Source organism: Collimonas fungivorans Ter331, from assembly GCF_000221045.1.
Classification (GTDB): domain Bacteria; phylum Pseudomonadota; class Gammaproteobacteria; order Burkholderiales; family Burkholderiaceae_D; genus Collimonas; species Collimonas fungivorans_A.
In genome coordinates this window covers 3,599,898-3,612,442 of sequence record NC_015856.1, presented here as the reverse complement: position 1 = coordinate 3,612,442, position 12,545 = coordinate 3,599,898, and the positions used below count along the sequence as shown (strand labels likewise).

At 60.1% G+C, this 12,545-nt stretch carries 12 protein-coding genes; 6 read left to right on the top strand and 6 right to left on the bottom strand.

Annotated features, from left to right (window positions below; translation table 11 throughout):
- Position 1 precedes the first annotated feature (1 nt).
- On the bottom strand, positions 2–1,015 hold the full coding sequence (locus CFU_RS15855; protein WP_041742185.1) for an AraC family transcriptional regulator: 1,014 nt from the start codon (positions 1,013–1,015) through the stop codon (positions 2–4).
- A gap of 161 nt (positions 1,016–1,176) precedes the next feature.
- On the opposite strand from CFU_RS15855, the gene CFU_RS15850 reads away from it, so the two are divergent.
- Both CFU_RS15850 and CFU_RS15845 read left to right on the top strand, forming a co-directional pair.
- The gene (locus CFU_RS15850) at positions 1,177–2,844 is read left to right on the top strand and encodes an AMP-binding protein (RefSeq protein ID WP_014007049.1); all 1,668 of its coding nucleotides are present in this window, start codon (positions 1,177–1,179) and stop codon (positions 2,842–2,844) included.
- 14 nt (positions 2,845–2,858) lie between these two features.
- Complete coding sequence (locus CFU_RS15845; protein WP_014007048.1) at positions 2,859–3,626, top strand: SDR family NAD(P)-dependent oxidoreductase; 768 nt, start codon at positions 2,859–2,861, stop codon at positions 3,624–3,626.
- A gap of 44 nt (positions 3,627–3,670) precedes the next feature.
- On the opposite strand, the gene CFU_RS15840 is transcribed toward CFU_RS15845, so the two are convergent.
- The gene (locus CFU_RS15840; RefSeq protein WP_014007047.1) at positions 3,671–4,135 is read right to left on the bottom strand and encodes a thioredoxin family protein; all 465 of its coding nucleotides are present in this window, start codon (positions 4,133–4,135) and stop codon (positions 3,671–3,673) included.
- A gap of 355 nt (positions 4,136–4,490) precedes the next feature.
- On the opposite strand from CFU_RS15840, the gene CFU_RS15835 reads away from it, so the two are divergent.
- Both CFU_RS15835 and lolD read left to right on the top strand, forming a co-directional pair.
- Positions 4,491–5,756 (top strand): lipoprotein-releasing ABC transporter permease subunit, encoded by a 1,266-nt coding sequence (locus tag CFU_RS15835; protein WP_014007046.1) that lies wholly within the window; start codon positions 4,491–4,493, stop codon positions 5,754–5,756.
- Entirely contained in the window at positions 5,749–6,459 is a 711-nt protein-coding gene (gene lolD, locus CFU_RS15830) for a lipoprotein-releasing ABC transporter ATP-binding protein LolD (protein ID WP_014007045.1), read from the top strand. Before CFU_RS15835 ends, lolD begins: the two co-directional genes overlap by 8 nt.
- Positions 6,460–6,506: 47 nt before the next feature.
- Here the strand turns inward: lolD and CFU_RS15825 are convergent, their stop codons facing one another.
- Both CFU_RS15825 and bamE read right to left on the bottom strand, forming a co-directional pair.
- A complete protein-coding gene (locus CFU_RS15825; RefSeq protein WP_014007044.1) occupies positions 6,507–7,400 on the bottom strand; it encodes a YihY/virulence factor BrkB family protein in 894 nt (297 codons plus the stop codon).
- A gap of 20 nt (positions 7,401–7,420) precedes the next feature.
- Positions 7,421–7,918, bottom strand: coding sequence for an outer membrane protein assembly factor BamE domain-containing protein (gene bamE / locus CFU_RS15820; protein WP_014007043.1), 498 nt, complete (start codon positions 7,916–7,918; stop codon positions 7,421–7,423).
- Positions 7,919–8,083: 165 nt separating this feature from the next.
- Between bamE and rpsO the strand changes: the two genes are divergently transcribed.
- Positions 8,084–8,353 (top strand): 30S ribosomal protein S15, encoded by a 270-nt coding sequence (gene rpsO, locus CFU_RS15815; RefSeq protein WP_014007042.1) that lies wholly within the window; start codon positions 8,084–8,086, stop codon positions 8,351–8,353.
- Between the two features lie 297 nt (positions 8,354–8,650).
- The gene (gene pnp, locus CFU_RS15810; RefSeq protein WP_041743573.1) at positions 8,651–10,780 is read left to right on the top strand and encodes a polyribonucleotide nucleotidyltransferase; all 2,130 of its coding nucleotides are present in this window, start codon (positions 8,651–8,653) and stop codon (positions 10,778–10,780) included.
- Between the two features lie 125 nt (positions 10,781–10,905).
- Here the strand turns inward: pnp and CFU_RS15805 are convergent, their stop codons facing one another.
- Both CFU_RS15805 and fdxA read right to left on the bottom strand, forming a co-directional pair.
- Complete coding sequence (locus CFU_RS15805; RefSeq protein ID WP_041742183.1) at positions 10,906–11,991, bottom strand: NAD(P)/FAD-dependent oxidoreductase; 1,086 nt, start codon at positions 11,989–11,991, stop codon at positions 10,906–10,908.
- A gap of 179 nt (positions 11,992–12,170) precedes the next feature.
- Complete coding sequence (fdxA, locus tag CFU_RS15800; protein ID WP_041742182.1) at positions 12,171–12,494, bottom strand: ferredoxin FdxA; 324 nt, start codon at positions 12,492–12,494, stop codon at positions 12,171–12,173.
- Positions 12,495–12,545 lie beyond the last annotated feature (51 nt).

Below are 12,545 nucleotides of genomic sequence, written 5' to 3'. Positions count from 1 at the left end.
GCTAGATCCCCGCCAAAGCTCGCCGATGCTCGCCCGGACTGCTTCCCGTCCATTTCTTGAAAGCCCGGTGGAAGGCGCTGGAGTCGGCAAAACCAAGGCTGACGGCGATCTCTTCTATGCTCCTGGCGGAGCCGCTCAGGTAATTGATCGCCAGGTCGCGCCGCAAATTGTCCTTGATCGCCTGGTACGACTGCCCCTCCTGGCCCAGCTTGCGGCGCAGCGTCGAAGCCGGTGTGTTGAGTTGTTTCGACAGGCTGTCGAAATCCGACCATTCGGTCAGCGGCAGCTGGCGCAGCCGGCGGCGGATGGTCGCCGCCAGGCTGTCGTGGTTGCTGTATTTCACCAGCAGGTTGCCGGGCGCCTCGCGCAGGAAAGCTTGCAGCGTGCGCTGGTTCTGCACGATCGGCAAAGCCAGGCAGGCGGCGTCGAAGGCGATGCTGGTCTGCGGCTGGCCGAAGCGGGCCTGGTCGCAAAAGCGGATCTTGTAGTCGAGGCTGGCCAGCGGTTCTGTGCAGCGGAAATCCGCCGACAGCAGCTGGATGCGGCGTCCGATCAGCCAACTGCCGACGCCGTGCACGATCATCAAGAAGGTGCCATAGGCAAACATGCGGCGCGGATCGCCGCTGTCGCTGATGGCGATGCGCGCCAGGCCGTCTTGTTCGGAAAGCATCGCCGCCATGTCGTCCAGCACCAGCCGCAGAAAATCCAGCATGCGCCCGAGGGCCTTGCCGAGGCTGGCGCTATGCAGGGCGCTGCGGCACAGCATGTTGAAGCTGCCGACCCGCATCGGATGGCTGTCCATGCCGAAGAATTCGTCGTCCATGGCGTGCGCGATCAGGTACCACAGCCGGCCGTAGTTGGCGGCGGCGACCCGGGCGTGCGGTTCTTTCAGCCAGCGCGGCGCGATGCCGGCCTGCAGCAGCAGCGATTCGGTATCCATGCCGCGCTGGCGCATGCTGTGCAGCGCTTCATCGACGAAGCTGATGGCGATCGTTCCCTTTTCCCAGTCTTCCATAAGTCCATTTGCCTCGGTATTGCAATTTCGATCAAGCCTGCTGATCGCTTTTGACATGGCTGTCGGTCTCTAATTATCCTAGACTAAGCTGCAGTCGTTCCATTTCTGATAACAACAAGAGCCGGTCAGGCCTGCCATTTTAGGTTAAGAGGAGAACACGCATGTCATCAGCTTTGCCAGCCGATGCCCCGGTCGCGGGCGCAAGCATCCCGGATTATGCCCAGTTTTACGCCGAATTCAGCGCCGACAGCATCGCCGCCGAGCTGTCCGGCAACCTGCAAAGCGGCATCAATGCCTGTGTCGAATGCTGCGACCGCCACGCCACGCCCGGTCGCATTGCATTGCTTTGGGAAGGCAAGGATGGCCGCAGCGCCAGTTATACCTTCGCCCAGCTCAAGGAATTGTCGGGGCGCTTCGCCAATTTCCTGAAGCAGCAGGGCGTCCAGCCCGGCGACCGCGTCGCCGGATTGCTGCCGCGTACGCCGGAACTGCTGGTTGCCATCCTCGGCACCTGGCGCGCCGGCGCGGTGTACCAGCCCTTGTTCACCGCCTTCGGTTCGAAATCGATTGAATACCGGGTCGCCGCCAGCGAGGCGAAACTGATCGTTACCGATGCCGATAACCGCCACAAGCTGGAGGAAGTGCTGGATTGTCCGCCCATCATGACCGTCGCCGCCGCACCACCGGCCGGCGACTTCGGTTTCTGGCCGGAGCTGGAACAGCAGCCGAGCGAGTTTGCGCCGGTGATGCGCAAGGCTGACGACGCCTTCATCATGCTGTTCACTTCCGGCACGACCGGGCCGGCCAAGGGCGTCGCGGTGCCGCTGCGGGCGATGCTGGCTTTTTACGTCTATACGCGCTATGCAATGGACGTGCGGCCGCAAGACGCTTTCTGGAATATCGCCGATCCCGGTTGGGCCTATGGCTTGTACTATTGCGTCACCGGGCCGATGCTGATGGGCCACGCGATCACCTTCTACGAGGGTTCGTTCACGGTCGAGAGCACCTACCGGATCATCGACAAATACAAGATCACCAATCTTGCCGGTTCGCCTACCGCGTACCGGTTGCTGATTGCCGGCGGTGCGGAAGCAGCGGGGCCGGTCAAGGGCCAGCTGCGCGCCGTCAGCAGCGCCGGCGAACCGCTGAATCCCGAAGTGAACCGCTGGTTCCGCCAGCATCTGGACTGCCTGATCAACGATCATTACGGCCAGACCGAAACGGGCATGGTGTTGTGCAACCACCATGGCTTGCGGCACGAGGTGCACATGGGTTCGGCCGGCCTTGCCATGCCCGGTTACCGGCTGGCGGTGCTGGACGACGACCGGAACGAGCTGGGAGTGGGACAGCCGGGGGTGCTGGCGGTGGATGTGCGCAATTCACCGGTATTCTGGTTCCAGGGTTATTGGCGGCAGGATGCCGTCGACGACGACTATTACATCACCGGCGATACGGTCGAGACCAACCAGGACGGCAGCATCAGCTTTATCGGGCGCGGCGACGATATCATTACCTCCTCCGGTTATCGCATAGGCCCGTTCGATGTCGAAAGCGCGTTGCTGGAGCATGCGGCGGTGATGGAGGCGGCGGTGGTCGGCAAGCCGGATCCCGATCGCACTGAACTGGTCAAGGCTTTTGTCGTCTTAAGTACAGGCTACCAAGCCAGTGCGGAACTGGTGGCCGAGCTGCAGCAATACGTCAAGCACCGGCTGGCGGCGCATTCTTATCCGCGTGAAATCGAATTTTTAACTGAACTGCCAAAAACGCCGAGCGGCAAACTGCAGCGCTTCATCTTGCGCAACCAGGAAATCGCCAAGGCTAAAATTTAAAGAAGAGAAAAACCATGCAAATCGAAAATAATGTATTCCTGATCAGCGGCGGCGGTTCCGGCCTGGGTGCTGCGACTGCCGCCATGTTGGTGCAGGGCGGCGCCAGGGTGGTGATCGCCGACATCAACCAGGAAGCCGGCGCCGCACTGGCGACGCAGCTGGGCGCCAACGCCCGGTTTGTCGCCACCGATGTGTGCAGCGAGGCCAGCGCGGCGGAAGCCGTCAACACGGCGCTGACGGTGTTCGGCGGCTTGCACGGGCTGGTCAGCTGCGCAGGCGTGGCGCCGGCCAAGCGCATCGTCGGCAAGGAAGGGCCGCATGGCCTGGAAGATTTTGCGCGGGTGATCCAGATCAACCTGATCGGCACCTTCAACATGATGCGCCTGGCGGCCGATGCGATGAGCAAGGGCGAACCGAATGCCGATGGCGAGCGCGGCGTGATCATCAATACCGCCTCGGTGGCCGCGTTCGACGGCCAGATCGGCCAGGCCGCTTACGCCTCGTCCAAGGGCGGGGTGGTGGCCTTGACCTTGCCGGCGGCGCGCGAACTGTCGCGCCACGGCATCCGCGTGATGACGATTGCGCCAGGCATCATGGAAACGCCGATGCTGCTTGGCATGCCGGCAGAAGTGCAGGACGCGCTCGGGAAAATGGTGCCGTTCCCGCCGCGGCTCGGCAAGCCGGCCGAATTCTCGGCATTAGTGAAGACCATTATCGAGACCGTCTACCTGAACGGCGAAGTGATCCGTCTCGACGGCGGGATCCGGCTGGCGCCGAAGTAAAAGGCAGCCGAGATTGCTGGAAACCGGGGCAGCTGGGCGCAGGCTTAGCTGCCTTGTCGTTTTACGATCTCTTTATTGAAGAAGTCATAGATGCCGTTCTCGCCCATGCGGCGGGCATCAGCCAGCTCGCCGGCCTTGGTCGAATACAGGATCTTGTTGTCCGGGCTGAGCAGCACCGCGGCCGGGATGCCTTTCTTGATCGGGTTGCCGTAAGACTGGGCGACATCGAGATTCTTGTCGAAATTGCCGACATCGACCTTCACCAAGATGAATTTGCCGTCGATCAGCGACGCGCTTTTGCCATGGATCGCCTTGTCCAATTCGCGGCAATCGGTGCACCAGTTGGCGCCGAACACCAGGATCACCTGCTTGTGGCTGGCCTGGGCCTGGCTCAGCGCCTGAGTCAGGTCGGTCTTGGCGTCGGCCTTTTCATCGTAGGGCAACGGGGCGGCGGCTACTGCCTGCGCCAATAACAGTCCCAGGCAGAGGGCGAAGAATTTTTTCATCATGCAATCCTGTTCAGGTTGGATATTTTACGGATACGGCCCGGATACCGAATAGTATATTTCGTTTTGGCAATCGGTGGCGCTGCCTCGATTTTGACTGAACGATAGAGTGTTGTCAGGATCAGAACATAGGCATAGTGCAGTGCTACGCAAATGAGGAAACCCCATAAGCACTGCTTTTTTGAACCATGCGTCGTTGCAAATCCTCGCGATAGCACCACTATCGCTCCGGTTTGCGCCTAGCCTGGCACAAAAAATCAGCACTTCTGGGATTCCCTCATTTACGTAGTACTGCACTGTAAAGCAACGTGAGTTTGCCAATTTATGGCAAACTGCGGGCTGATTTCGGGAGCCTTGTTTGAGCATCTTAAAAAATTTACCGTTTGAGTGGCTGGTCGGCATTCGCTATACCCGTGCGGGCAAGCGCAGCGGCCGCAACAGCTTTATTTCCTTCATCTCGCTGATTTCGATGGCCGGCATCGCCCTCGGCGTGGCGGCGCTGATCGTGGTGCTGTCCGTGATGAACGGTTTCCAGAAAGACGTGCGCGACCGCATGCTGTCGGTGCTGGCGCATATCGAGGTGTTCGACGCTTCCGGTTCCATGCCGAACTGGGAAGAGGTCGCCCGCCAGGCGTTCAAGAACAAGGAAGTGATAGGCGCGGCACCCTATGTCGACGCCCAGGCCATGCTGGTGCGCGACGGCGTATTGCGTGGCGTCGCGGTGCGCGGCGTCCTGCCGGCGGAAGAGCCGAAGGTGTCGGACGTGGCCAGCAAGGTCAAGCGCGGCAGCTTCAACGACCTCAAGCCGGGCGAATTCAATATCGTGCTGGGAATAGAGCTGGCGCATGCCTTGAGCGTCGGCATCGGCGACAAGGTGACGCTGATGGCGGCGCAAGGGCAGGTGACTCCGGCCGGCGTGATTCCGCGCCTGCGCCAGTTCACCGTGGCCGGGATTTTCGAAGCCGGCCATTTCGAATACGATTCGACCCTGGCTTTCATCCACCTGGACGACGCGGAAAAGATGTTCCGCCAGGATTCGCCGTCCGGCGTGCGCCTGAAAGTCACCGACATGCTGCAGGCGCCGCAGATCGTGCAGCAGCTGGCGACCACGCTGCCGCCCAACCTGTACCTGCGCGACTGGACCCAGCAGAACAGCAACTGGTTCGCCGCGGTCAAGACCGAGAAACGCATGATGTTCATCATCCTGACCCTGATCATCGCGGTGGCTGCCTTCAACCTGGTGTCGACCCTGGTGATGACGGTGACCGACAAGCAGGCTGACATTGCGATCCTGCGTACCCTGGGCGCATCGCCGGGCTCGATCATGAAGATCTTCATGATCCAGGGCGCGCTGGTGGGGTTGATCGGCACTGCCATCGGCGTCGGCGCCGGGGTGCTGGTGGCCTTGAATATCGACGTCATCGTGCCGTTCATCGAAAACCTGCTGCATGTGCAGTTCCTGCCCAAGAGCGTGTATGTGATTACCGAATTGCCGTCAGACCTGCGCTGGCCCGATGTCTGGACCATCGGCGGGGTCGCCGTGGTGCTGGCTTTCCTGGCCACCCTGTATCCGAGCTGGTGGGCTGCCCGGGTGAAACCTGCTGAGGCATTGCGTTATGAATAATACAAACAATCAAAACAATAACCCCGTCGTTCTTTCCTGCCGCAACCTGGGCAAGACCTTCACCCAGGGCAGTTATTCGGTCAAGGTCTTGAACGGCATCGATATCGATGTGACCAAGGGCGAGCAGGTCGCCATCGTCGGCGCTTCCGGTTCCGGCAAGTCGACCCTGCTGCACCTGCTGGGCGGCCTCGATGCGCCGACTGCTGGCAATGTCAGCCTGCTGGGCAAGGACTTCACCACGCTGGGCGAAAAGACGCGCGGCGACTTGCGCAACAACGCGCTCGGTTTCGTCTATCAGTTCCATCACTTGCTGCCGGAGTTCTCCGCGCTGGACAACGTCGCCATGCCGCTGATGATCCGCCGCCTCAAGCGCAGCGAGGCGCAGCAGCAGGCGCGCGAGATCCTGGCGCGGGTCGGCCTGGCCGAGCGGGTGATCCATGTGCCGGGCGAATTGTCCGGCGGCGAACGCCAGCGGGTGGCGCTGGCGCGGGCGCTGGTGACGCGGCCGGCCTGCGTGCTGGCCGACGAGCCGACCGGCAACCTGGACCGAGCCACGGCGCAGATGACTTTCGACCTGATGCTGGAACTGTCGCAGACCCTGGGCACGGCGTTCGTGATCGTGACCCACGACATCGAACTGGCGCGCCGCTGCGGCCGCATCCTGCGCTTGTCGGAGCGCGGGCTGGAGCCGTACCAGGACTAAACAAGGGGTAGGGTGGGCGCCTGTGCCCACGCAGTGCTAAAAGAAAATCAGGAAGCCGGCGTCGCGAGATTGCCGGCTTCCTTGTTTTGCAGGCTGCCGAAAAACAGCGCGTACTGGCGCGTGAACTGGGCGCCGAAAAAGAAGATCTGCGCCGAATAATAAATCCACAGCAGCAGCGCGATCACCGAGCCGGCCGCGCCATAGCTGGAGGCGACGCCGCTGTTGCCGAGGTAGATGCCGATCAGGTATTTGCCCAGTACGAACAGGGCGGCGGTGCCGATCGAACCTATCCAGACATCGCGCCATGGCAATTTGACCTGCGGCAGCATCTTGTAGATCGAGGCGAACAGGCTGGCGATCACGGCGAACGAAAACAGCTGCGACAGCGGTGAGACAATCACCGTCACGCTGATCCACATGCCGCCCAGGTACCTGGCCAGCAGCGCCAGCGCCGCGCTCACCACCAGCGAAGTCAGCAGCAAGAAGGCCAGCACCAGTATCAGCCCGAACGACAGCAGCCGGGTGCGGATCAGGGCCATGAAGCCGGAGTGGCGGGTGATCGGCACGTACCAGATCTCGTCCAGGCTATCCTTCAGCTCCGAGAATACGGTGGTGGCGCCGACCAGCAGCACCGCCACCGCGATCATCGCCGCGATCGGCCCCGAGCGGTTGCTGTGGGCCGCCGCCAGCAGCAGCTGGATGGCGTCGGCGCCGGTGGAGCCGATCAAGCCTGACAGCTGGCCGAAAATCTCGCCGCGCGCAGCCTGTTCGCCAAATACCGCACCGGCAATCGCGATCACCAGGATCAGCATCGGCGCCATCGAGAACAGGGTGTAGAAGGCCAGGGCCGCGCCCTTGCTGCCGCAGCGCTGCTTGAACCATTCCTGCAGGGTGCCGGCCAGCATGGCCTGGATCCGTTGCCGCTTGGGGAATTTGATCATGCAGTCGCTTCCTTTAAAATTTACCGGCCGAAACGGGAATGTTCATAACGCGGATCGGGGCCGTTTTCCAGCTTGCGCACAATGCCGCTGTCATCGAAATACACGGTCATCTCCGAGTTCCAGACGCCGGCTTCCTTGTAAGCGTAATTCCAGCCGTTCAGCTTGACCCGGTCGTAATAGATGGTTTCGAACGGCTTGCCGATGGTGCGCAGCACATCGGCCTGGTTGAACTGGCCGACCTTGATGGTGGCGAATTTCTCCAGGGTCAATACTTGCTCATAAGAAATTAATCTGTGGTCGGGGCCGATTTTCGCCATATACGTCGCCTGGCCGTAGGGGCCGCGCGCATATTCCCATAATACATCATTGCCGTCTTGATAAGTCCCGGTGGGGTTCCCCAGCCGCGCCAGCACCTGCGCTTCGGGTTCGCCGGGATTGACCGGCGGCGCCAGCAGCGAGGCGCAACCGCCGAGGCTCAGCAGCAAACCGGCCAGGAGAAGGGGAAAGGGTTGCTTCATGGCGATACTCCAAGATAAATTGTTGTTGGCGCGACGCTAAGTATTTGAATCCGCAGGTTTTTTGCTATATACTGCGCGTCTGGTCAAGTTTGACCGGATTTTCTAATTGTTTGTTCACGGTGCATAGGGTTACGTACTCTGTACACCGCTTGTGAAAGGTAAAGCATGACTATCGAAAAAACAGCCAAGGCCGCTATTATCACTGATAATGCGCGCGGTCAAAACGACACCGGCTCCCCGGAAGTGCAAGTTGCGCTGCTGACAGCCCGTATCAACGACCTGAACGGTCACTTCAAAGCCCACGCCAAGGATCACCATTCCCGCCGCGGCCTGATCATGATGGTTAACCGTCGTAAAAGCCTGCTGTCCTACCTCAAGGGTAAGGACCTGAACCGTTACCGCTCGCTGATCGAAAAACTCGGCTTGCGTAAGTAATAGTAAGTGCGCGACTCATCGTCGGCCGACGTTCTTTTCTGCGACATCCTGTTTCGATATTTCGCGACGATGTCCTTGGTCCGTCGATAAGTTGAAAAAAATGCCTGTATCAGTTTCTGATGCGGGCATTTTTGCTTTTTGCAGCGGTTTTTCAAATTATCTGCACAAGTTTTAAAAGTTTAGAAGTTAGTTATAGGCAGGGAGATGGCGCTTGCCGGTTATGCCGGCAATGTAGTCGTCTGTGGTGAGGTGAACGACAGCGCCTGAAAATCTGTCGGCAAAATGAAAGGATATATTGTGTTTAATAAAGTTACGAAGACATTCCAGTATGGTCAGCATCAGGTTACCCTGGAAACCGGCGAGATCGCTCGCCAAGCCTCCGGCGCAGTGCTGGTATCGATCGAAGATACCGTCGTGCTGGCTACCGTGGTGGCACGCAAAGATGCCAAGCCAGGTCAGGATTTTTTTCCATTGACCGTTGATTACGTTGAAAAGACATACGCCGCTGGCCGTATCCCAGGCGGTTTCTTCAAGCGCGAAGGCCGTCCTTCCGAAAAAGAAACCCTGACATCGCGCCTGATCGACCGTCCGATCCGCCCGCTGTTCCCAGAAGGTTACCTGAATGAAGTCCAAGTCATCATTCACGTGCTGTCGGTCAATCCTGAAATCGATCCTGACATCGCTGCAATGATCGGCGCTTCGGCTGCCCTGTCGGTCGCCGGCATTCCTTTCGCCGGCCCGGTCGGCGCTGCGCGCGTCGGTTACATCGACGGCCAGTACGTGTTGAACCCGACCACTTCCCAGCTGACCAAGTCGGCCATGGACCTGGTGGTTGCCGGTACCGAAACCGCGGTGCTGATGGTGGAATCGGAAGCCAAGCAACTGTCGGAAGAAATCATGCTGGGCGCGGTCGTGTTCGGCCACGAGCAATCGAAGGCAGTCATCAACGCTATCCACGAACTGGTGCGCGACGGCGGCAAGCCTGAAGTCGAATGGAGCCCGGCGCCCAAGAATGAAGCGCTGATCGCGCGCGTTGCGCATTTCGGCGAAGCCAAGCTGCGTGAAGCCTACCAGACTAAAGACAAGCAAGCCCGCACCACCAAGCTGAAAGACGCTACCGCAGAAGTCAACGCGGCGCTGGCTGCCGAAGCTGCATCGATCGGCGGCACTGCACCTGATTCTTCGGAAGTCAGCGGCATCCTGTTTGACCTGGAAGCCAAGATCGTCCGTTCGCAGATCTTGGAAGGCGAGCCACGCATCGACGGCCGCGATACCCGCACCGTACGTCCGATCTCGATCCGTACCGGCGTCCTGCCGCGTACCCACGGCTCGGCACTGTTCACCCGCGGCGAAACCCAAGCGCTGGTAGTCGCCACGCTGGGCACCGCACGCGACGAGCAAAAGATCGACGCGCTGATGGGCGAATATTCGGACCGCTTCATGCTGCATTACAACATGCCACCGTTCGCTACCGGCGAAACCGGCCGCGTTGGTACGCCAAAGCGCCGCGAAATCGGCCACGGCCGCCTGGCCAAGCGCGCGCTGCAAGCAGCACTGCCGGCGCCGGAAGATTTCAGCTACTCGGTGCGCCTGGTATCGGAAATCACCGAATCCAACGGTTCGTCGTCGATGGCTTCGGTCTGCGGCGGCTGCCTGGCATTGATGGATGCCGGCGTGCCGATGCAGGCACACGTTGCCGGCATCGCCATGGGCCTGATCAAGGAAGGCAGCAAGTTCGCCGTCCTGACCGACATCCTGGGCGATGAAGATCACCTGGGCGACATGGACTTCAAGGTAGCCGGCACCGCCAACGGCATCACTGCGTTGCAGATGGATATCAAGATCCAGGGCATCACCAAGGAAATCATGCAGGTCGCTTTGGCGCAAGCTAAAGAAGGCCGTATCCATATCCTGGGCAAGATGCAGGAAGCGGTTCCGCACGGTAAGACCGAGCTGTCCGATTTCGCGCCACGCCTGATCACCGTCAAGATCAATCCGGAAAAAATCCGCGACGTGATCGGCAAGGGCGGCGCAGTGATTCGCGCCCTGACGGAAGAAACCGGCACCCAGATCGATATCAGCGACGAAGGCGTCGTGACGATCGCTTCGGTGGACGCTGCTGCAGGCCAGGAAGCCAAACGCCGCATCGAAGAATTGACGGCTTCGGTTGAAGTCGGCAAGGTCTACGAAGGCACAGTCCTGAAGCTGCTGGACTTCGGCGCGATCGTGCAAGTATTGCCGGGCAAAGACGGTCTGCTGCACATCAGCCAGATCGCCAATGAGCGCGTCAATGCAGTCGCCGACTACCTGAAAGAAGGCCAGCAAGTGCGCGTCAAGGTTCTCGAAACCGACGACCGCGGCCGTCTGAAACTGTCGATGAAGGCAGCCCAGGAGGGCGGCGAAGCTGCTCCGGCGGCAGCGCAGTAATTCACGGTTAGCTGTGTAAAAAACGCCCGGGATGCATCAGCATCCCGGGCGTTTTTATTTTCAGGTGACAAAAAAGCCGCTCGGGAAATTTCCTCGAGCGGCTTTTTGGTGCTGGCGCCTGATGATTAGTCGAACACTGGCGATTCCACGCCCAGGATCTTGTGCAGCTTAGGCGAGGTAGTGGTGTATTGCATGTGGATCTTCTTGTCCGGGAAGATGTAGGGCGCAGCGCCGAATGCGGCCAGCGCGGCTTCATGGAAGCCCGACAGGATCAGCTTCTTCTTGCCCGGATAGGTGTTGATGTCGCCCACCGCGAAGATGCCCGGCACATTGGTTTCGAATTTCTCGGTATCGACCACCCGCAGCTGCTTGCGCTCGATGTCCAGGCCCCATTCAGCGATAGGGCCGAGTTTCGGCGACAGGCCGAAGAACACCAGCAGGGTATCCAATGGCAGGCGGCGGGTGACGCCGTCCGGGCCGGTGACCTTGATCTCGCTCAGCTTGCCGTCCTTGGCTTCGTGGCCGGTGACCTGGCCGACCAGGAACTGCATTTCATAGGCTTCGCACAGCGCCTTCATCTTGGCGACCGATGCCGGCGCCGCGCGGAATTCTTCGCGACGGTGCAGCAGCACTACCGATTCAGCCTTGCCGACCAGGTCCAGCGCCCAGTCCAGCGCCGAATCGCCGCCGCCGCAGATCACCAGGTTCTTGCCGTGGAACTGGACAGGATCCTTGACGCGGTAAAACAGCTGGGTATTGTCGAACTGGTCAATGCCGTCGACCTTGATGGTGCGCGGCTGGAACGAGCCGACGCCAGCGGCGATGAAGATGGTTTTGGTGATGAAGCGGGTGCCGGCCGAGGTTTCCAGGTCGAAGCGGTTGTCTTCGCGGCGCGCTACCAGCGTCACTTCCTGGTTCAGGTGGAAGGTCGGTTCGAACGGTTCGATCTGCTTGAGCAGGTTGTCGGTCAGTTCCTGGCCGGTGCAGACCGGGACCGCAGGGATGTCGTAGATCGGCTTGTCCGGATACAGCTCCACGCACTGGCCGCCGACTACCGGCAGCGAGTCGATGACATGGGCCTTGATTTCCAGCAGGCCGAGTTCAAAGACCTGGAACAGGCCTACCGGGCCGGCGCCGACGATGACGGCATCGGTTTCGATCACGCTGTTGACGGAGTTGGGTGCTGCTGCAAATTTGACGGTGGTATCCATACGGCGATCTGATTCCTGTTTCAGTTGGGTCCCCCAAAACGCCATGCCGGTAGTGGCTACGACGGCGCTTGGATTTAAATTTTCGCGAATTCCTGCATGGCTGGGGGCAATGGCCTGGCTTACATTGACTGCTTAGCTCCGTGCTTGGGTCGGCCGCCCGGCAACGGGCGGATTCCAGCTCAACGTTGCAAGAAGTCCAATTTTTCCTTGACGTCTTTCCATTCCTCGGCTTCCGCCAAAGGAGCGATGGTCTTGGTGATCGACGGCCAGTGGCGCGACAGGTCTTCATTCAGTTTGATGAAATGCAGCTGGTCGGCCGGCACGTCTTCTTCAGCGTAGATGGCGTTGACCGGGCACTCGGCGACGCAGACCGCGCAATCGATGCACTCGTCGGGGTCGATCGACAGGAAATTCGGGCCCTGGCGGAAGCAATCAACCGGGCATACATCCACGCAGTCGGTATAGCGGCAGCGAATGCAGGATTCGGTCACAACGTGGGTCATAACAACAGTCCTATCTGTAAATAATGTTCTTGAAGCGGATCTTGAGGCGGC

Bases quoted from the DNA above. Each gene is read 5' to 3' on its own strand.
- CFU_RS15855 (WP_041742185.1), bottom strand. From the start codon at position 1,015: ATGGAAGACTGGGAAAAGGGAACGATCGCCATCAGCTTCGTCGATGAA.
- CFU_RS15850 (WP_014007049.1), top strand. From the start codon at position 1,177: ATGTCATCAGCTTTGCCAGCCGATGCCCCGGTCGCGGGCGCAAGCATC.
- CFU_RS15845 (WP_014007048.1), top strand. From the start codon at position 2,859: ATGCAAATCGAAAATAATGTATTCCTGATCAGCGGCGGCGGTTCCGGC.
- CFU_RS15840 (WP_014007047.1), bottom strand. From the start codon at position 4,135: ATGATGAAAAAATTCTTCGCCCTCTGCCTGGGACTGTTATTGGCGCAG.
- lolD (WP_014007045.1), top strand. From the start codon at position 5,749: ATGAATAATACAAACAATCAAAACAATAACCCCGTCGTTCTTTCCTGC.
- CFU_RS15825 (WP_014007044.1), bottom strand. From the start codon at position 7,400: ATGATCAAATTCCCCAAGCGGCAACGGATCCAGGCCATGCTGGCCGGC.
- bamE (WP_014007043.1), bottom strand. From the start codon at position 7,918: ATGAAGCAACCCTTTCCCCTTCTCCTGGCCGGTTTGCTGCTGAGCCTC.
- rpsO (WP_014007042.1), top strand. From the start codon at position 8,084: ATGACTATCGAAAAAACAGCCAAGGCCGCTATTATCACTGATAATGCG.
- CFU_RS15805 (WP_041742183.1), bottom strand. From the start codon at position 11,991: ATGGATACCACCGTCAAATTTGCAGCAGCACCCAACTCCGTCAACAGC.
- fdxA (WP_041742182.1), bottom strand. From the start codon at position 12,494: ATGACCCACGTTGTGACCGAATCCTGCATTCGCTGCCGCTATACCGAC.